This is a genomic window from Telmatospirillum siberiense (genome assembly GCF_002845745.1).
GTDB classification, from domain to species: Bacteria; Pseudomonadota; Alphaproteobacteria; order Rhodospirillales; family Magnetospirillaceae; genus Telmatospirillum; species Telmatospirillum siberiense.
In genome coordinates, this window is the sequence record NZ_PIUM01000009.1 from 124,149 (window position 1) to 143,719 (window position 19,571).

16 protein-coding genes are annotated in these 19,571 nt (G+C 62.0%); 11 read left to right on the top strand and 5 right to left on the bottom strand.

All coding sequences use genetic code 11. The features are described from left to right. Nucleotides 1-45 precede the first annotated feature (45 nt). Both CWS72_RS10315 and CWS72_RS10320 read left to right on the top strand, forming a co-directional pair. On the top strand, nucleotides 46-354 hold the full coding sequence (locus CWS72_RS10315; protein WP_101250546.1) for a hypothetical protein: 309 nt from the start codon (nucleotides 46-48) through the stop codon (nucleotides 352-354). Continuing rightward, nucleotides 351-2,441 (top strand): heavy metal translocating P-type ATPase, encoded by a 2,091-nt coding sequence (locus CWS72_RS10320; protein WP_101250512.1) that lies wholly within the window; start codon nucleotides 351-353, stop codon nucleotides 2,439-2,441. Before CWS72_RS10315 ends, CWS72_RS10320 begins: the two co-directional genes overlap by 4 nt. Before the next feature lie 124 nt (nucleotides 2,442-2,565). Here CWS72_RS10320 and CWS72_RS10325 read toward each other — a convergent pair whose 3' ends face one another. Together CWS72_RS10325 and CWS72_RS10330 are read right to left on the bottom strand one after the other, a co-directional pair. Next, nucleotides 2,566-3,951, bottom strand: coding sequence for a UbiD family decarboxylase (locus CWS72_RS10325; protein ID WP_101250513.1), 1,386 nt, complete (start codon nucleotides 3,949-3,951; stop codon nucleotides 2,566-2,568). Nucleotides 3,952-3,965: 14 nt separating this feature from the next. After that, the gene (locus CWS72_RS10330; protein WP_420824058.1) at nucleotides 3,966-5,474 is read right to left on the bottom strand and encodes an AMP nucleosidase; all 1,509 of its coding nucleotides are present in this window, start codon (nucleotides 5,472-5,474) and stop codon (nucleotides 3,966-3,968) included. Nucleotides 5,475-5,719: 245 nt separating this feature from the next. Between CWS72_RS10330 and CWS72_RS10335 the strand changes: the two genes are divergently transcribed. From CWS72_RS10335 to CWS72_RS10355, 5 genes are all read left to right on the top strand, one after another. After that, nucleotides 5,720-6,778: an aldo/keto reductase gene (locus CWS72_RS10335; RefSeq protein WP_101250515.1), complete on the top strand. Its 1,059-nt coding sequence runs from the start codon at nucleotides 5,720-5,722 to the stop codon at nucleotides 6,776-6,778. A gap of 298 nt (nucleotides 6,779-7,076) precedes the next feature. Further along, a complete protein-coding gene (ttdA, locus tag CWS72_RS10340; RefSeq protein WP_101250516.1) occupies nucleotides 7,077-7,976 on the top strand; it encodes a L(+)-tartrate dehydratase subunit alpha in 900 nt (299 codons plus the stop codon). Continuing rightward, on the top strand, nucleotides 7,973-8,581 hold the full coding sequence (ttdB, locus tag CWS72_RS10345) for a L(+)-tartrate dehydratase subunit beta (protein ID WP_101250517.1): 609 nt from the start codon (nucleotides 7,973-7,975) through the stop codon (nucleotides 8,579-8,581). The genes ttdA and ttdB overlap by 4 nt, the downstream gene beginning before the upstream one ends. A 148-nt stretch (nucleotides 8,582-8,729) precedes the next feature. Then, the gene (locus tag CWS72_RS10350; protein WP_199175631.1) at nucleotides 8,730-10,148 is read left to right on the top strand and encodes a DASS family sodium-coupled anion symporter; all 1,419 of its coding nucleotides are present in this window, start codon (nucleotides 8,730-8,732) and stop codon (nucleotides 10,146-10,148) included. Between the two features lie 101 nt (nucleotides 10,149-10,249). Beyond that, entirely contained in the window at nucleotides 10,250-10,768 is a 519-nt protein-coding gene (locus tag CWS72_RS10355; RefSeq protein WP_101250518.1) for a DUF2380 domain-containing protein, read from the top strand. Between the two features lie 12 nt (nucleotides 10,769-10,780). On the opposite strand, the gene CWS72_RS10360 is transcribed toward CWS72_RS10355, so the two are convergent. Continuing rightward, a complete protein-coding gene (locus CWS72_RS10360; RefSeq protein WP_101250519.1) occupies nucleotides 10,781-11,686 on the bottom strand; it encodes a hydroxymethylglutaryl-CoA lyase in 906 nt (301 codons plus the stop codon). Between the two features lie 238 nt (nucleotides 11,687-11,924). Here CWS72_RS10360 and CWS72_RS10365 point away from each other — a divergent pair, with 238 nt between their 5' ends. Then, on the top strand, nucleotides 11,925-12,590 hold the full coding sequence (locus CWS72_RS10365) for a TetR/AcrR family transcriptional regulator (RefSeq protein WP_241911667.1): 666 nt from the start codon (nucleotides 11,925-11,927) through the stop codon (nucleotides 12,588-12,590). Nucleotides 12,591-12,642: 52 nt separating this feature from the next. Here CWS72_RS10365 and CWS72_RS10370 read toward each other — a convergent pair whose 3' ends face one another. Both CWS72_RS10370 and CWS72_RS10375 read right to left on the bottom strand, forming a co-directional pair. Then, on the bottom strand, nucleotides 12,643-13,956 hold the full coding sequence (locus tag CWS72_RS10370; protein WP_101250521.1) for an MFS transporter: 1,314 nt from the start codon (nucleotides 13,954-13,956) through the stop codon (nucleotides 12,643-12,645). Between the two features lie 50 nt (nucleotides 13,957-14,006). Continuing rightward, nucleotides 14,007-14,939 carry a shikimate dehydrogenase gene (locus CWS72_RS10375; RefSeq protein WP_101250522.1) on the bottom strand — a complete coding sequence of 311 codons (933 nt, stop codon included), beginning with the start codon at nucleotides 14,937-14,939 and terminating at the stop codon, nucleotides 14,007-14,009. A gap of 622 nt (nucleotides 14,940-15,561) precedes the next feature. On the opposite strand from CWS72_RS10375, the gene CWS72_RS10380 reads away from it, so the two are divergent. From CWS72_RS10380 to CWS72_RS10390, 3 genes are all read left to right on the top strand, one after another. Continuing rightward, nucleotides 15,562-16,407 carry a sugar phosphate isomerase/epimerase family protein gene (locus CWS72_RS10380; protein ID WP_101250523.1) on the top strand — a complete coding sequence of 282 codons (846 nt, stop codon included), beginning with the start codon at nucleotides 15,562-15,564 and terminating at the stop codon, nucleotides 16,405-16,407. A 90-nt stretch (nucleotides 16,408-16,497) separates the two neighbouring features. Continuing rightward, the gene (locus CWS72_RS10385) at nucleotides 16,498-17,769 is read left to right on the top strand and encodes a methyl-accepting chemotaxis protein (protein WP_158240585.1); all 1,272 of its coding nucleotides are present in this window, start codon (nucleotides 16,498-16,500) and stop codon (nucleotides 17,767-17,769) included. A 329-nt stretch (nucleotides 17,770-18,098) separates the two neighbouring features. Continuing rightward, nucleotides 18,099-19,508 carry an aldehyde dehydrogenase family protein gene (locus CWS72_RS10390; protein WP_101250525.1) on the top strand — a complete coding sequence of 470 codons (1,410 nt, stop codon included), beginning with the start codon at nucleotides 18,099-18,101 and terminating at the stop codon, nucleotides 19,506-19,508. The last annotated feature ends 63 nt before the right edge of the window (nucleotides 19,509-19,571 follow it).

Genomic DNA, 19,571 nt, shown 5'->3' on the forward strand with positions numbered 1-19,571 from the left:
CCCCCTCTGACTTTTAAAACCGGCATCAGACAAGGAGATTTGGACGTGGCGAAGAAAAAGCAAAAAAAGGCGAAGAATGGCGGAAAGGCCGCCGACCGGGATACGGCTCGACAAACGGCGGGGCAAGGCCTGTTCGCCGGGCTGCTGCCGTCGCGCCGGTCGGAGCAGTTCCTGCTGGGGGCCCTGTTGGGCGCGGCGGCGGCTTATGTCCTCAGCGACGAGGATTTGCGCGGCAAACTGATCAAGGGCGGTTTACGCCTCTATTCGGGGTTGGCCGGCGGGTTCGAGGAAATGAAGGAGCAGGTGGCCGATCTCAAGGCTGAGATGGCGGCCGAGCAAAGCGGTCTGCTATGAGCGTCCGGTCCTGGTTCATCGCGGTGGATATCGTCCATCGCGTGCCGGGACGGCTCCGCTTGCGTTATCGCTGTCGCGCCGGGACGCCGGCCGAGGCGGCGTGCATCCGGCGGGCCGCGGCCGAAATCGACGGTGTCCTTGCCGCGCGAGTCAATCCCGCCGTTCATGCGCTGATCCTCTCCTTCGATCCGGCGCGGACCGATGCGCCGGATCTGCGGCGGGCGGTGATGGCGCTTCGTCCCCCGGCCGTCGCCGAACCTTCCGCCGGGGAGACGGACGGCGGTGGCCGCCAGGTCGCCGTCGGACTGCTGGCGCTGGCCGGTTCGGGCCGGCTTCCTCCGCCGGCGCGGCTGGCCGTCACCGCCGCCGCCGCCGTGCCGGTTTTGCGGCATGCCGCGCGGGACCTTGCCGGAACGGGCGTCACCTCGCACGTCCTGGAAGGCGTCGCGGTGGCCATTTCCTTGGCGCGCGGCGATTATCTGGCGGCCAATACCACCACCTTCATGCTGGCGCTGGGCGAATATCTGGAAAATTCCATCGCCCGCCGGTCCGACGCGCTGTTGAAACATCTGCTGCGGCCGACCGGTGACGAGGTATGGATTCTGCGGGAGGGGCAGGAGGTCTCCGTGCCCGCCACCGCCGTCGCCGTCGGTGACACGGTGATCGTCGGTGCCGGCGCCGTCGTCCCGGTGGACGGGACCGTGCTGTCGGGCGAGGGCACGGTCAATCAGGCGGCGATGACCGGCGAAAGCGTGCCCACCGTCAAGGGGCGCGGCGATGCCATGTTGTCGGGCACGGTGGTCGAGGAAGGGCGGCTGGCCATCTATGCCGAGCATGTCGGTCCCCATACGGCGGCGGCCCGCATCGCCCGTTATGTCGAACAATCCCTGGAGGCCAAGAGCCGGACGCAGATGGAGGCGTCACGGTTGGCCGATCGTCTGGTGCCCGCCGTGCTCGGCATGGCCGGCGCCTCCTTCGTGATATCGGGCGACTGGCGCCGCGCCGCCTCGGTGTTGCAGGCCGATTATTCCTGCGCCTTGAAACTGGCCACGCCGGTGGCCTTCAAATCGGCGATGTACGGGGCGGGCAAGGCCGGCATCCTGGTGAAGGGCGCCGACGTGCTGGAACGACTGGCCGAGGCCGACACCTTCATCTTCGACAAGACGGGCACTCTGACCAGCGGCATCTTGCAGGTGACGGACGCCATCACCTTCGATTCGGCTTATTCGGCCGACGATCTGATTTGTCTCGCCGCCTCGGTCGAGGAGCATTATTTCCACCCCCTGGCCCTGGCCGTGGTGGCCGCCGCCCGCGAGACGCGCTACCGCCATTTCGATCATCAGGATGTCGAGTTCATCGTTGCCCACGGCGTTACCAGCATCGTCGACGGCAAACGGATCGTCGTCGGATCCCGCCATTTCGTGGAAGAGGACGAGGGGATCGATATCGGCCCCCATCGACGGGTTGTCGACCGCCTGTATCGAGACGGCAAAACCCTGCTTTTCATCGGTTTCGGCGGAACGCTCCTGGGGATTCTCGCCCTCAAGGACGCCGTCCGCGACGCCAGCGCGGGTACCGTCGCCCGGTTGCGGCGGCTGGGCGTGAAGAGGATCCTGCTGCTGACCGGCGATCATCACGAGCGGGCGGCGGAAATGGCCGGACAGTTGGGGCTCGACGGTTTCCACGCCGAATTGCTGCCCGAGGACAAGTCGCGGATCATCGAGGAATTGAGCCGGGAAGGGGCGCGCATCGCCTTCGTCGGCGACGGCATCAACGACGCCCCGGCGCTGGCCGGCGCCCACATCGGCATCGCCATGCAGAAGGGGGCCGACATCGCCAGGCTGACGGCCGACGTCGCCTTGCTGGAGGACGACATCGCCTGCGTCGCCGATGCCAAGGCCATCGCCAATGCCGCCATGGACCGGGTCGCCGCCAATTACCGGCTGACGGTCGGCCTGAACAGCGCCATCCTGGCCGCCGCCGCCTTCGGTCTTCTTTCGCCGATCGCCACCGCCCTGCTGCACAACGGCGCGACGGTGGCCATCCTCTTGAACGCCCTGCGGAGAAAGGGGCTGACCCGAACCTAAGGGCTTGGGGCGAAATTATCGCTCCAAGCCCTAAAGCCCGAGCGGCGCCTGAGCTTGGCCGAAGCCGGAGGCGCAGGCATCGTGTGAACCCTTAGGCTCTGGGGCGATTGTTTCGTCCCAGAGCCTAAGCGCCTCCGGTATTCCGCCGGCGTAACAGCAGGTGGCGGCTTAAATCCACCGGCTTGTAGGACGTGCGGTCGTCCCGCTGGTCATAGGGGAAGGGACGGGTGCAGTCGAAGCCGACCTTGCAGCCGAGATAGTCCGGGAAGCCGGGATTGAGGCCGTGGCCGAAACAGTCCTCGATGCGGACGATCCCCGTGACCGGGTCCAGCCGGTTGGTCATCGCCCATTCGACGTCGCGGGCGTTGCGGATATCGACGTCCTCGTCGACGATGGTGACCATCTTGAGCGGCGGGAAGGCGGCGAAAGTGGCCATGATCGCCTGCTTCGACCAACCCTTCCGCACGGGGCGCATCTGGACGATGGCGTGATAGAAGCCGCAACCGCCGTGCGAGAAATAGACGTCGCTGACGCCGGGGACCTGACGCTGGACCAGGGCCAGGACATTGGCCTCGCCCAGCAATCCGACCGAGTTCCAGACTTCGGCGCCCGACAGGAGGGTGTGAAAAATCGGCCGGCGGCGGTGGTGTACCCGCAGCACCCGGACCAGCGGCCGCCGGTCCACCTTGGCGTAGAAGCCGGTGACCTCGGCGAAGGGACCTTCCGGATGAAGCTCTCCGGGGACGATTTCGCATTCGAGGGCGATCATCGCCTTGGCCACCATCTCGACGGGCGAGCAGGTGCCGGCCACCAGTTCGACGGGGGCGCCCTCGAATTCCGAGGCGATGCCCAGTTCGTCGGTGTCGATGGGCGCGGCCTCGGCTGGCGTGGCGGCGGCGAAATGCAGCCCCGGACCCACCCCGATGTTCAGGGTGAAGGGAAGGGCCCGTCCCTTTTCGGCCGCCTTCGCCAGATAGGTTTCGAGATGACGGCCAGCGTCGATGTTGATGGCCAGGGTCTGCCGGTCGACCAGCATGAAGCGTTGGATCGAGGCGTTGCGGACACCGGTTTCCGGGTCGTGGGCAATCACCACGCCGGCGTCGATGTAGGGGCCGCCGTCCCCCAACGCATGTACCGGTATGGGCAGTTTCGTCAGGTCGACAGTCGGCTCGCTCACTTCGAGGACCGGCCCGGTGGATTTGACGACGGGCGGCACCGGCCGCTTCCGCCAGTTGTCGATACTGCTCGAGACGAAGGCGGGCAGACCGCGTTCGGGCAGATCGAACAGGCCGGCGAGCAGGTCCCGAGACCAATAGAGGCCGACGAACACCGGAATGTCGTGGCCTTTCACCTTTTCGAACAGCAGGGCGGAAGGTTGTGCTTCCAGTTGCGCGGCGATGCCGGCCAATTCATGAACCGGATCGACTTCCGAGGTTATCCTCAGCAACCGGCCCTGTTCGTCCAGGCGCTCGACGATCTGTCCCAGATCGCCCAACAGGCTTCCCGTCATCCCTCATGCTCCCGCTATTGGAACGCCACCTCGGCGAAGCTGCGCAGTTTGCGCGAATGCAGCCGTTCCCGTTCCAGGGATTTCAGCGTCTCCAGCGCCTTGAGGCCGATCTCCAGATGCTGGCCGACCCTTTGCCGGTAGAACTCGCCGGCCATGCCGGCCAGCTTGATCTCGCCGTGCAACGGTTTGTCGGACACGCAGAGCAGGGTTCCGTAAGGAACGCGGAAGCGGAAGCCGTTGGCGGCGATGGTGGCCGATTCCATGTCCAACGCCACGGCGCGGGACTGGGACAGCATGCGGGTGATGGTGGCGTGGTCGCCGATCTCCCAGTTGCGGTTGTCGACGCTGGCCACAGTTCCGGTCCGCATGATCCGTTTCAATTCGGCGCCGCTGCAATGGGTGACCGCGCTGACCGCCTGCTCCAGGGCGACCTGGATCTCGGCCAGGGCGGGAATCGGAACCCGCAAGGGCAGTTCCTCGTCGAGCACGTGATCTTCACGGGCATAGCCGTGCGCCAGGACATAATCACCCAGCTTCTGGGTGCTTCGCAGTCCGGCGCAGTGGCCCAGCATCAGCCAGGCGTAGGGGCGCATGACCGCCACATGGTCGGTGATGTTGCGGGCGTTGGAGGGGCCGGTGCCGATGTTGATCATGGTGATGCCGCCCCGGTCGGGCTCGACCAGATGGAAGGCGGGCATCTGCGGCGTGCGGACCGGCGCGTTGCCCTCGGGGCCGGGGGCGCCCAGGCGGGCATTGCGCCAGACGAGGTTGCCCGGTTCGACGAAGGCCTCCGCCATGGAATCGCCGTCCGTCATACGCTCGCGGCAGATGCGGGCGAAGGCGTCGACGTAGAATTGGTAGTTGGTGAAGATGACGAACTTCTGGAAATGTTCGGGGTCGGTCCCGGTGTAGTGGTAGAGCCGGTGCAGCGAATAGTCGACGCGGGCCGCCCTGAACAGGGCCAGCGGCAGAGGCGCGCCTTCCGGCGGTTGCAGCGTGCCGTTGACGATGGCGTCGTCCATGGTGGCGAGGTCGGGGGTATCGAAGAAGTCGCGCAACGGGCGGTCGCCCGGTCCCATGGAAAAGCCGGTTTCGCTGCTGATGTCGCGGCGATAGGCGAAATGCACGGGGATCGGCTCGCTGGATTCGCCGATTTCGACGGATCCCCCGTGATTCGACAGCAGCAGGCCGATCTGTTCCAGAAAATAGCTGTGGTACAGGTCGGGGCGGGTCACCGTCGTCTCATAGGTCGCCGGGCCGGCGACGAAGCCGTAGGACAGGCTGGTGTCGGCGTGGGTGTGGGTGTCGGCGGTGAGACGTACGAAAGGATAGACGGCGCGCACCCGGGCGGTCAGGGTTTCGCCTTTCAGAAAGGCCTCGAAGCGCTCGCGGAGGAACGCCGTGTTGCGGGCGTAGATTTCCTCCAGACGGGCGACGGCGGCCTCGGCATCGGTAAAAGCCTCCGTTTCGATGCGGGGCGGGGTGAGAAGCTTCGGCACCGTTCGCTTGTTTTGCACGACCACTTGAACCTCCGGACAAACCTGGACCGGAACATGGGATGTCCCGGCGCCCCGGCGGGAATCAGCGCCGCCGGCCATTCTTTCGTAGACCCGGCGGGCGGCAGGCACAACGGAATATGCTGTGACGGTTACCATTCATCGCAGTGCATGATTAATTTCATCATATTTTTCTATTTGCCCGCTTAAATAAGGGCGGCGCATGCTGAGCCCCGCGCGATGAAATCTCCTGACAGCGGGAAACGTGAAAAATGGACTATCGATTTCTGGGACGTTCCGGGCTGAAAGTTTCCACCCTGACCATGGGAACGATGACCTTTGGAGGAAAGGGGCATTTCGCCAAGGTGGGCGGTGTCGACTTGGACGAAGCGCGCCGGCTGACCGACCTTTGCATCGATGCGGGGGTCAATCTTATCGACACGGCCAACCGCTATTCGGATGGGCTGGCCGAGGAGATGGTCGGCGAGATCCTGGGGGGCAGGCGCAAGGGCGACGTGCTGATCGCCACCAAGGCCCGCATGCGGGTGGGCGATGGGCCGAACGACTGCGGCGTGTCGCGCTACCATCTGATTCGCGAATGCGAGAAAAGCCTGAAGCGTCTCAAGACCGACGTCATCGACATCTATTTCATGCATGAGTGGGACGGGGCCACGCCGCTCGAAGAAATGCTGGAAGCCCTCGATACCCTGGTGCATCAAGGCAAGGTTCGCTACATCGGCTGTTCCAACTATGCCGGCTGGCATGTGATGAAGTCGCTGGCCGTCAGCGAGCGGGATCGCCGCCAGCGTTTCGTCACCCAGCAGATCCATTACACGTTGGAAGCGCGCGAGGCCGAATACGAATTGTTGCCGATCGCCGTCGATCAGGGCCTGGGCGTTCTGGTGTGGAGCCCGTTGGCCGGCGGTCTGCTGTCGGGAAAATATCGGCGCGATCAGGCCGACCCCGCCGGAACCCGCCGCGTTGCCGGCTGGACGGAACCGCCGATCCGCGACGAGGAGCGCCTGTGGACGATCGTCGACGCCCTGGTCGGGATCGCCGACGCCCGCGGCGTATCCGCCGCGCAGGTGGCGCTCGCCTGGCTTCTGGGGCGTCCGGCGGTGACCTCCCTCGTCATCGGCGGTCGCAGCGAGGCCCAATTCAAGGACAATCTGGCCGCCGCTCAACTCGTTCTCACCGACGAGGAGCGGAACCGCCTCGATGCGGTCAGCAGGCCGCCTCTGCTCTATCCCTATTGGCATCAATTGAGCACGGCCAGGGACCGGCTCGGCCCGGCGGATATGGCCCTGCATGCCGGTTTCCTGCAAGGCTGACCGGCCGGATCGTTCCGTTCGCTCCTTCCTTGTCCGGCATCCCGCCGATGCCATGTGATGCCGGACGGGCCGGCCTCTGATTATTCACGATTCGTGTTCACGGCTTCCATAACATCGCCGATAATATCCACAAAAATTATAAGTATAATTTCTCCTCGAAGACCGAAAGCAATCGGTTCGGACGGGGAGGAAGACCAAGACCGGGGATGGCCATCGCGGCGCTTTCAAGCGCGGCCCCTCCCCGCCGGTTCTCCTCGGCCGCCTCCGGCAGCACCGAGTTCTATGAGGAGTAACCGACTTGGACAAAACCGCGGCATCACAGACGCTGACAGACATCATGGCCAAGTTCACCGCCTACATCGGGAAGCGTCTGCCGACCGATGTTCGCGAAAAGCTGGCGGAACTGAAGGCAGCGGAAACCCAGCCCCTGGCCTGCGCCATCTATGATTCGATGGCGGAAAACCAGGAGCTGGCCGACAAACTGGACCGGCCGTCGTGCCAGGACACCGGCGTCATCCAGTATTTCATCACCGCCGGATCGAACTTCCCGTTCCTGGGAGAGTTGGAGGGCTGCTTGCGTCAGGCGACGGCGGAGGCGACGAAGAACGCTCCCTTGCGCCACAACGCGGTGGAAACCTTCGACGAGAAGAATACCGGCAACAATACCGGTGATCGCGTCCCCTGGCTGGATTGGGAGATCCTTCCCGGCGACGACGGGGCGACCATCGACGTCTATATGGCGGGGGGCGGCTGTACCCTTCCCGGCTCGGCCAAGGTGCTGATGCCGGGCGAGGGGTATGAGGGGGTTACCGACTTCGTTTTCGACGTGATCACCAACCGTGGCGTCAACGCCTGTCCGCCGCTGCTGGTCGGCGTCGGCGTTTCGACGGCGGTGGAAACGGCGGCCCGCCTTTCGAAGAAGGCGCTCATGCGTCCCGTCGGCTCGCACCATCCGAACGCATTGGCCGCCGGGATGGAAAAGCTTCTGGAGGACGGGCTGAACGAAATCGGCATCGGTCCCCAGGGCCTGAGCGGCAATGCCAGCGTCATGGGCGTGAACATCGAATCCTCGGCGCGCCATCCCTCGACCATCGGCGTCGCCGTTTCCACCGGATGCTGGGCTCACCGGCGCGGGAAGATCCGCATCAAGGCGGATCTGTCCTACGAGATTCTGTCGCATAAAGGAGCCGTGCTGTGAAAAAGACGCTGACGACCCCCATCAGGGATGAGGACCTGGAATCGCTCAATGTCGGTGACGTGGTCTATCTGACCGGACATCTGGTGACCTGCCGCGACGTGGCCCACCGACGCCTGATCGAATTGAAGCGTGAATTGCCGGTGGACCTCAAGGGCCTGGCCATCTTCCATGCCGGCCCGATCGTCCGCAAGAAGGACGAGGAACATTTCGAGATGGTCTCCATCGGCCCGACCACCAGCATGCGGATGGAGAAGTTCGAAAAGCAGTTCATCGAGGAGACCGGCGTCAAGCTGATCGTCGGCAAGGGCGGCATGGGGCCGGAAACGGTCGAGGGCTGTAAGACCCACAAGGCTGTGCATGCGGTTTTTCCCGGCGGTTGCGCCGTGGTCGCCGCGACCAGGGTCGAAGAGATCGAGCGGGCCGAATGGCAGGACCTCGGCATGCCGGAAACGCTCTGGGTCAATCGCGTCAAGGAGTTCGGCCCCCTGATCATCTCGATCGACACCAAGGGCAACAATCTCTTCGAGCGGAACAAGGCCAAGTACAACGAGAAGAAGGGCCCGATCGTCGAGAGGATCAAAAGCCAGGTCCGTTTCATCAAATAGGCTGCGGATGGGAAGCGCGCGGTGGTGATCGGCCGGCCCCGTGCTTCCCGATGCCGGCCGTCCCAGGCTCCATGTCGTGAAGCTTAAAAATCAAAAAAAACGCCGCGAACGGGTGCTTTCCCGCTTCGCGGGAAGGAGGGCGTTTGCCATGAACGGAAAATTGCTGATGAACGTCATGCCGCCTTTGGTGGTTTGGGCCGCCTTGCTGGCGGCCCCGGCGCCGGAAGGACTATCGCCGTCCGCCTGGCATTATTTCGCGATGTTCGCCGCGGTGATCGTTGGACTGATTCTTGAGCCGGTGCCGGGATCGATCATCGGACTTTTGGGCGTTTCGCTCGCCGCCGCCTTTCATCTGGTTGGAACACCTTCCGAATCGGTCAAGTGGGCGTTGTCGGGATTTTCCAACAGTACGGTGTGGCTTATCTTCGTCGCCTACATGTTCGGTCTCGGTTATGAAAAAACCGGATTGGGGCGGCGCATCGCGCTGACGTTGGTCCGGTTCCTTGGGAAAAAAACGCTCGGGCTGGGCTATGCCGTGGCCCTGTCGGATTTCTGTCTTGGCCCCTTCATGCCGTCGAATACGGCGCGCAGCGGCGGCACCATTTATCCGATCGTCAGGAACATTCCTGAAATATTCGGCTCCTTCCCCGGTGAGACCGCCCGCAAGATGGGCGCCTACCTGATGTGGACGGGATTGGCCACCTGCGCCGTCACCAGCACGCTGTTCCTGACGGCGAACGCTCCCAATCTGCTCGGGCTGGAACTGGTCGGCAAGACCATGAAGGTGGGCGTCACGTGGCGGGAATGGCTGCTGGGCATCCTACCGCTGGGAATGATCTTTTTCCTCGCCGTGCCGTTGATCACCTATTGGCTTTATCCGCCGGAGATAAAAACCTGCAAGCAGGCCGAGTCCTGGGCGATCGAAGAGTTGTCGAAAATGGGCGGCGTCACGAGAAAGGAAATTCTCATGATGACGCTGGCCATCGTCGCCTTGATCCTTTGGATCTTCGCCGGGGCCTGGATCGACGCGACGATGGTCGCCATCGCCGTTCTCGTCGTCATGATCCTGACCGGCGTCATCGCCTGGAACGATCTTCTGGGTTATCGGCAGGCATGGAACATGCTGATCTGGTTCGGAACCCTGGTCGCGCTGGCGGACGGTCTCAAGATCGTCGGTTTTCTGAAGTGGTTCGCAGGCGCCACGCAAGGCCTGACGCAAGGATTGCCGATCTTTTGGGTGATCGTGCTGATGGTGGCCATCTATTATCTCGTCCACTACATGTTCGCCAGCCTGACGGCGCATGCGACGGCCCTGTTGCCGGTGTTTCTGGCCGCCGTCGCGGCCATCCCCGACATGCCCCTGAAGACGATCGCCATGTTGCTTTGCTATACCTCGGGGATCAGTTGCCTGCTGACCCCCTACGCCAGCGGCCCCAGTGCCATCTATTACGGAAGCGGCTATATCGAGCGAAAGGATTTCTGGCGTCTAGGCGCCGTCTTCGGCGCATTGTTCCTGATGCTTTTTCTGCTTCTGGAGGTTCCTTATCTGCAGTGGCTCCTCTCGTGAGGAGGCTCGTACTTTAGGACGAGCCCGCCACCTTCGATTGACCGGTCCTCCCCGGGGGCGGAAAGTTTCCTCTGGCCAAACTTGTCGTGGGGGAGGATCGCATGGGCAGGACGGCGACGTGGCGCTTGGCGGCGCTGTCCGCGATGGGGCTGGTGCTGACCCTGACGCCCTTGCGTTTGGCGGCGGAAGACGCGGCGTCAAAGACGATCGCCGTCGCCGAATTCGATTATGTCGACACGTCCGGCGAAATTCATGACCAGCGGGACATTCATGCCTCGCGTGTCAGGTCATTTTCGGAAGGGCTGCGAAGCGACCTTGCGCAAGGCGGGGGCTATCGCGTCGTCATGCTCGACTGCCGGGCCGCCTGCAAGGCCCTCGAGTCCAATCCGGCGGGGCTCCTGGCCGAGGCGCGCCGCGAAGGCGCCGACCTCCTGGTCTTCGGGGGCATCCACAAGCAGAGCACGCTGATCCAATGGCTGAAGGTCGAGGTCATCGATCTCAGGACCCAGGTCGTCGTCTTCGACCGCCTGATGTCGTTTCGCGGCGACGACGACGCCTCCTGGCAGCGGGCCCGGGAGTTTTTGGCCAGGACGCTGGTGAGTGAACGCCCGGTCCCGTGAGGCCTGTCGGTTTCAGGCGGCCCTTGGAAGGTGGGCCAGGCGTCCGGGAAGGCTGTGGCCCAGTTTCTCTTCCAGCGTGATGGCCAGGTCGGCCAGTTTGCGCCAGTCGATACCCGTCTCCACGCCCATTTCCTGAAGGGCGTAGACGGCGTCCTCGGAGGCGATGTTACCGGCCGCCTTCGGGATGAAGGGGCAGCCGCCGAGGCCCCCCAGGCTGCTGTCGAAGAGGGTGACGCCGGCCTGCAGCCCGGCCACCATATTGGCGATGCCCAGTCCCCGCGTGTCGTGCAGATGCAGGGACAGCGTGACCCGGGGCGAGACGGCGGCGCGGACCTTGGTGACCAGTTCGATGATGGATTTCGGGTTGGCCAATCCCGCCGAGTCGGCCAGGTTGATCTCGTGCGCGCCCAGGCTGTCGTAAAGCCGGGCGATGTCGCAGACCACGTCGGTCGAGATCGCGCCCTCGTAGGCGCAACCGAACGCCGACTGGATGCCGCCCCGCGTGGTGACGCCGGCGGCCACCGAATTGGAAATCATTTCGCGGATATGGACCATGCTGTCGGCCAGCGACCGATGGGTATTCTTCTGGCTGTGCGTCTCGCTCGCCGAGATGGATACGCTCAAATGCGAGACGTTGCATTTCAAGGCGCGTTCCAGCCCCTTCAGATTGAGGACCAGGGCGGTGTAGACGACACCGGGAGTGCGCTCCAATTCCTGGAAGACCGCGTCGGTGTTGGCCATCTGCGGGACCCATTTGGGATGCACGAAGGAGCCGACCTGAATCCGGCGCATCCCTGCCGCTTCCAGCCCCTTGACGAATTGCAGGATCTCAGCGACCGAAAGTTGGGTCTTCTCGATTTGCAGGCCGTCTCTTAAGGCTTCGTCTTCTAGGATGACGCTTTTCGGAAGATCGAACATCTTGGGCACCCATCATCATGACTGTCGAAGGAACGCGCCGACGGCGCGAGGAATTTGTCTGAACCGATCTTAAGGGATTGGAGCATCTTTTCAAATTGGAAAATAGTTCCAATTTTAACTTCATACCCCCACCCAAAGGGGGAGGGTGACGGCCTGAACGTCAATATGTTAACCTTTATGACACACCCCTATGGGCGAGAAATAATATTTTATTGCGCTGTGCGCGGAGAATAAAACGTTGCCTGAAGATAAGACTCAAAAAAAGCCAAGGATTAGAAAAAATAATCCTGAAATGACAAAAGAGAGCATTATTATCGCGGCAACGGAAGAATTTGCAAATTATGGTCTGACGGGTGCCCGGGTTGACGCGATTGCAGCGCGAACTCGGACGGCAAAGCGGATGATATATTACTATTTTGGCAGCAAGGAGGAACTGTTTAATGCCGTCCTGGAGCGCGCCTATAGTTGCATCCGGGCGGCCGAACGAGGGCTCAATTTGGACCGTCTCCCTCCGAAACAGGCCATTCAACGACTTGTGGAGTTCACCTTCGACTACGAAGAGGCCAATGTCGATTTCATCCGGCTCGTCGCCATCGAAAATACCCATCGTGGTGAGCACATCTCAAAGTCGGAAGCGATTAAGGATTTGAATATTCCGATTATTGGAGAGCTTAAATCAATACTTGAGCGTGGGCAAAGTGATGGCGTTTTTAGAAGTGATATAGATCCTCTCGATCTGCATTATTTAATATCTTCATTCTGTTTTTTTCGTGTTTCCAATCAATATACGCTGCGTGCCATCTTCCGGCGCGACATGTTCGACCCCGATGTCCGTGGCGTCCATAAACAGATGCTGGTCGACGCCGTTCTCGGCTATCTGACGAAAGGCTGCGCGTCATCTTGAAAAAGTTCCCTGTCCCGACCGAGGTCGGGACAGGGAAAGTTGGGACAGGCCGTTAATCGATTTCCAGGCGCTTCACATCGCCCAGCAGGAAAATGTAGGAGCAGGCGCCGATCAGGGCGACCGCGCCGACGAAGGCCAGGGCGCCGACGAAGGAGCCGGTGACGCTGAGGATGACCCCGATGACGATCGGCGTGACGATGCCGGCGAGATTGGCGGCCAGATTGAAGAAGCCGCCGGTCAGGCCCATGAGATGCTTGGGCGCCATGTCCGAAATCAAGGTCCAGCCCAGGCCGACCATGCCTTGTCCGAAAAAGGCCAGGGACAGGATGGCGATCACGGCATTGTCGCTCTCGACATAGTTGGCGGTGACGATGGTGGACGCCAGCAGCAGGCCGAAAATGATCGGTCCCTTGCGGGCGATGTTGGCCGACCCGGTCTTCTTCAGCAATTGGTCGGAGGCCCAGCCGCCCACCATGATGCCGATCGCCGCGGCGAGGAAGGGCAGAACGGCGAAGAAGCCCATCTTCACCCAGCCCATGTGCCGTTCCGTGGCCAGATAGGTGGGGAACCAGGTCAGGAAAAAGACCAGCGCCGTGTTGCCGGCATACTGACCGATTCCAGCCCCCCAGATCTGGCGGAATTTCAGCAGCTTCTTGCAGTTTTCCCAAGTGAAGGGAACCTTTTGCGCCGATTTCGGCACCAGGCCGTCGCCGGCGGCGATGTAGTCGAGTTCGGCCTGATTGACCGTCTTGCAGTCCTGCGGTTCGGTGTATCCCCACCAGAAGGCGAGGGAATAGAGAACGCCGACGACGCCGACGACCAGGAACAGGGAATGCCAGCCGTAATTGGCCATGATCCAGAACAGCCCGGGGCCGAAGGCGGCGAGGCCGATATATTCGCCCACCGTGTAGATGCTGGTGGCCCGCGCGCGCTCCTGCTGCGGGAACCAGGTGCCGACGATGCGGCTGTTGGTGGGGAAGCAGGGCGATTCGGCGACGCCCAGGCCGAAGCGGTAGAAGAGAAGTGAATAAAGTCCGGTGGCGAAGCCCTGGAGTCCGGTGAACAGGGACCAGAAGCCGAGGGCCAGGGTATAGGTCAGCTTGCTGCCGTAGCGGTCGAGGAAGACGCCGCCGGGGATTTGCGCGGCCGCATAGGTCCAGGAGAATGCGGAAAAAACGATGCCCATGACCGTCGCGGTCAAGCCGAGATCCTTGGTCAGGCTGGGAGCGGCGATTCCCAGCACGGTCCGGTCGAGATAGTTGATCATCGTGCCCACGGCGAGCAGGGCCAGGATGACGAAGCGGGCACGAGTGGGCCGTGCCGAAGATGCCGCCTGACTGGCGGCACTGATCGTTTCAGACCTCATGACGTTTCCTTTCCAGATATTCGAAGCGCCGGATTGTTGTTTGGGGCGCCTTAGTTCTTGTCCCATTCGGCAAAATGCGCGCGCATTCTGTCGGCGTTGGGAGTGATGCCGGTGAACAGACGGAAGGCCTCCACCGCCTGGTAGACGGCCATGCCGCCGCCATCGGCCACGCGACAGCCGATTTCCTTGGCCTTTTTCACCAGTTCGGTGACCAGCGGAAAATAGACGACCTCGGCCACCCACATCTCCGGCCGCAGCCAGGAGGCGGGAACGGCCATTCCGGGCATCTTCGCCATTCCGGTCGGGGTGCAATGGATCAGTCCGTCGGTCTTGGCGACGGCGGCTTCCAGGTCGTCCTTCGTCACCAGCCGGGCCCGGCCCGCACCGAAGCGGGCGCATAGCGAGGTGACCTCATGGAGGGCCTTTTCCGGCGCGATGTCGTAGATGGCGAGTTCTTCGATTCCCAACGTCAGCGCGGCATGGGCCACGGCCGCTCCGGCACCGCCGGCGCCGATCTGCACGGCGCGGCGCTTGGAGACATCCGGCAAGGCCCGCTTGAATCCGTCGGCGAAGCCGCACCAGTCGGTGTTGTGGCCGTACCGCTTGCCGTCTTTCAGGACGACGGTGTTGACCGCCCCCAGCGCCTTGGCATTGGTGGAAAGTTCGTCGAGGTAGGGAATGACCGTTTGTTTGAACGGATAAGTGATGTTGAGGCCGTTGTAGCCCATCCGTTCGGCAGCCGTGAGCAGATCCGGGAGGTCCTTCTGGCCGAGCTTCAGCTTGTCCGTGTCGACCAGATTGTAGACATAGCGCATGCCCTGCAGGACGCCTTCCCGCATATGCATGCCTGGCGAGCGGGACTGCTGGATGCCATCGCCGATAAGTCCGATCAGACACGACGGTTGAAGATCGTCGATTCCGGTAACGGTGTGCTTCAAAAAAGTTCCAGCGGCCGCAGGGGCGACCGTTTTGGTGCTACTCATGGCTGCGTTCCTCGTTTGTTGGACGAGGATGCGGCTCGAAACCGCACTTCGGCATGGTCGGCGCCGCCGGTTCCGGCTCACACCTCGCGATATGCTTATTGTTCACCAACCAGCATGGGCTTGGTCATTCGATCCTGTCAATACACAATGGACTGTCTGGTCCATATATATGTGGCCAAAGGATCGTCTTTTGTTGTGAGGATGAGCGTTTTCGCGGGTTTTCCAGCCGACGATATCGCATCTCCGTCACGTGGAGCATTGCCGCACGCGAATCGCCGCGCGAGGGGCGCGAAGTGCGGTGCCGGGCCTCGAAAAGACCGGTCAGCCCTCGGGTTTTCCAAATATTTTTATTTTATTTCAATTAGTTGTTTCGATGTGGAGGGCGCTTGTCCAGTCGCGTCCGCAAGCGCGTGGCAGAAATGGATTGAACCCTGCGGGAGGGCGGCGTAGGATCGCAAAAAGTGGAAATGTATTCCATTTAAGGCGATTAATCAAAACTGGCACCAATAAAGAGTTATGGGCCGCCTTTCCCGATCTCGGCGAGACGGAGATTGAGAGGCCGAAGCGCGTCAGCGCATGAAAAACAGACCCATCCGGGAATACGCAAAAGGGAACGCAGGAAATGAAAAATCAATTCTCGCTTGCTCATCTCACCGTGCTTGGATGCGCTCCTCCGGAGATGACCTATATCGCCTCTCGCGCCGGATACGATTTCGTGAGTTTGCGATTTATTCCGTTATGGACCCCCGGCGAACCCGCCTATTTGCCGGAAGACAAGTTCATGATCCGCAAGACCAAGGCGGCGCTGGCCGAGACCGGGGTCAAGATGCTCGATCTGGAACTGGCCCGGATCCTTTCCGACAACGATCCGAAGAGCTATGTGCCGGCCATGGAAGTGGCGGCCGAACTGGGTGCGCGCCATGTGATTTCGAGCGCCTGGACGGCCGATCGCACCGACCGGGCATTCGTGATCGACCGGTTCTCGGAAATTTGTGATCTGGCCCGACCGTTCGGCCTTACGGTCAATCTGGAATTTCCGAGCTTCTCGCGGCTGACCAATCTTCAGGAGGCCGCCGACATCGTGCGTACCGCCAACCGCCCCAATGGCGGCATCATGATCGACACGCTTTATATCCATTTCTCCCGCGTCAAGCTGGAGGAGTTGGACGAGTTGCCGCGTGCCTGGTTCAATATCGCCCATATCTGTGACGCGCCGCGGGAAATTCCCACGACCCGGGAGGGGCTGGTCCATGTCGCGCGCGACGCTCGCCTCTATCTGGGGGAGGGGGCCATCGATGTGGCCGCTATTCTCGATCGCATGCCCCAGATTCCCTATTCCATCGAACTGCCGAACGTCGCCCAGGTTCGCGAGTTGGGCTATGAGGAGCATGCCCGCCGCTGCCTGCAGTCGGCGAAACAATATCTCGAAGCGCATTCCCAGCGTCAGCCGATCAAGGCGAGCGCCTGAATAGAGATCTCGGGGGCGCGGGTGGTTGAGCCTTCAGGGGCAGCCCGCGCGCCCCGCGCGTCGTCTTTCATGGTGACGAGGGGGTGCGACGTGAACCATGTCAACGGGAGCGCGGCCGTCGATGACGATCTGCTCGCCTCCTTCGACCGGACCGCGGTCGATCTGACGACCGACAGCGCGACGCTGGTCGATAAATTCACCTGTGTCCTGCAGGTCACCCGCGATCAAGGACCCGTCGTATCGGGGATACTCGACCTCGGCAAGACTCTCGGACAAAGCATCGAGACGATCCGCGGCGAATCGCAAGTCTGCGGTGCGAGCATCGCGGCGACGGTGCAATTGTCGGAGGAAGGGCGTCAGAACGTTCGGGGCGCGGCGGAGGCGGTGGCGTCGATTACCGGTGCGATCGACCGTCTGGCCGACGAGTTTCGCCAGGTGGTCGCCGCGTCCGAGGAAATCGTCGGCGTCATCCGCATCATTCAGGAAATCGCCAATCAGACGAAGATGCTGTCTTTGAATGCGGCGATCGAGGCGGCGCGCGCCGGGGAATTCGGGCACGGTTTCGCCGTGGTCGCCAACGAGGTGCGCGGTCTTGCCAACAATACCCGGGCCTCGGCCGACGACATCAGCAGTCGTGTCGAGCGAATCGTCGGGATCACCCGGTCCGTGGCCCAGGCGATGACCGCGGCCCAGGCCCGGGTGAGCGCCAGCGGCGAATTATGGAACCATGCCGCCCAAGCCTTCGAGGAGATCGCCGATCATGCCAGGCAGTCGAAAGGGGCGGCCGAACATGTGATGGCCGAAAGTGCCGGGCAGGCCGGTCTGGGCGAGAAGTTGGCGGCGACGCTGGACTCCTTGTCCGACTTGAAGGGCAAGAACGAACAGACGGTGCGCGATTGCAACGAGATGCTGCGGGCCGTTCTGCAGAAGTTGGCCGGGCTCAACAAGACAATGGGCGGGATCGACTTCGGCAAGCCGCCTGTGGCGGCGATCATGGATATTTTCGAGGAAATGCGCGCGAACAATATCATGATCCTTAATTCCGAGGCCGCCGCCGTCGTCAAGCCGTACATCGCCAGGGTCCGGGAACTGGACGGCGTGGTCGATCGCATCTGGGCGAAGCGGGCCGCCGACGCCCGGGGAACCGGGGGTGCGGCCGTGACCGAGGCGCTCGCGGTCTATCGGCGCATTCGCAACGAGGCCTATGACTGGGCACTCCGCGGCGACTTCGGCAAGGTGCGTGAAACCATGGCGACGCGCGCCAGGCCGGCCTTCGCGCGCGTCAAGGAGTGTCTGGCGGTTTGTCAGGCGGAAGACGCTAGTGGTCCAACCCAGACGCTTGGTGCCCAAGCGTCTGGATAAGTTGGCCCACCAACTAATTGAATTGTGGTGAAAATCTGACGGATGGTGGGGGCACCATCCGTCAGATTTTCACCACAACGGCTTCATAAATGGACTATATAGTCCATATGTTTCAAGCCAATGAGCTATTTTCACAAACCGGACAAGTCGCGCAAAAGATGCCTGTTTTGCCGGAAAATAGCCAGAAATTGAGGTGCAATGCACCAGAGTCGAGTCAAAAACCAGTTGAGCTTTGTGGGTGTTTGGCGTAATAATTTTGGAATTCTATTCCGGTTGTTCGGGGCCGGAAGCGGGTTTCAAATTTTGTGAAAAAACGAGGAGACGGAAGAATGGCGACCCCATTGAGTGACGAGCAGCGCGCATATGTCCGCGGGCTGCTGGCAAAGGCGCGTGTCGCGATGAAGGCGATCGAGGACTATGACCAGGCCAAGATCGACCGTCTTTGCCAGGCACTTGGTTGGGCGACGGCGAATGAGACGACGATGACCAAGATCGCCAACATGGCGGTGGACGAATCGGAGCTCGGCGACCGCGTCGGTCGCGTCAGCAAGCGCTTCAAGATCATGGGCGTCCTGCGCGATGCGTTGCGCCAGAAGAGCATGGGCGTCATCGAGGAAATCCCGGAGAAGGGGATCGTCAAATACGCCAAGCCTGCCGGCGTGATCGCCTCCCTGATTCCGACGACCAATCCCGATCAGACGCCGCCGGTGACCGGCATCTATGCCTTGAAGTGCAAGGACGCGGTGATCTTCTCGCCCCATCCGCGGGCCAAGAAGACCACCGTCGAAGTGGTGCGGATCATGCGGGAAGCCTTGCGCCGCCAAGGCGCGCCGGAAGATCTTTTCCAGGTCATCGAAAATCCCAGCATTCCCATGACCAACGAACTGATGGCGATTTGCGATCTGACCATGGCGACCGGTGGCCAGCCGATGGTGCGTGCCGCCTACAGTTCCGGCCGGCCGGCCTATGGCGTGGGCGCCGGCAATTCGACCATGGTGATCGACGAGACGGCGGACCTTGCCGAAGCCGCGATGAACACGCGCATCAGCAAGACCTCGGATTTCGGGTCGGGCTGTTCGGCCGACGGCAATCTGGTGGTGTCGGCGAAGATCTACGACGCCTTCCTCGCCCAATTGCAGAAGGAAGGCGGCTATCTCGCCAATGACGAGGAGAGAGCCAAGCTGCTGGCCGGCATGTGGGACGCCGAAGGGCATCGGACCATCGAGACGGTGGCGCGCGCTCCGCAGGTCGTGGCCAAGCATTGCGGCTTCACCATTCCCGACGACCGCAAGTTCCTCATCGTGAAGAACGACAAGATCGGCAAGGAACACAAGTTCTCGGGCGAGAAGCTGACGACGCTTTTGGCCATCTACAAGTACGAGGGCGAATTCGAGAACGCGCTCAACATGGTTCGCGCGATCTATGAGGTGGGCGGCAAGGGCCATTCGGTCGGCATCTATTCGTTCGACGACGATCATATCCATCGTCTGGCCCTGATGGCGCCGGTCAGCCGCATCATGGTCCGCCAGCCCCAATCGAAAGCCAACGCCGGCTCCTTCACCAACGGCATGCCGATGACCTCCAGCCTGGGTTGCGGCATCTGGGGCGGCAACATCATCAGCGAGAATGTCCATCTGAAGCATTTCATGCAGACCACCTGGGTCAGCCGTCCGATTCCGGAAGACCGGCCCTCGGACCAGGAACTCTTCGGAGAGTTCTACAATAGCGCAGTTTTCTAAGTTCAAACGCGTCGGCCGGCTACGGGGTGTGGCCGGCCGAAGGCCACGGTTCTGTTAGGGATG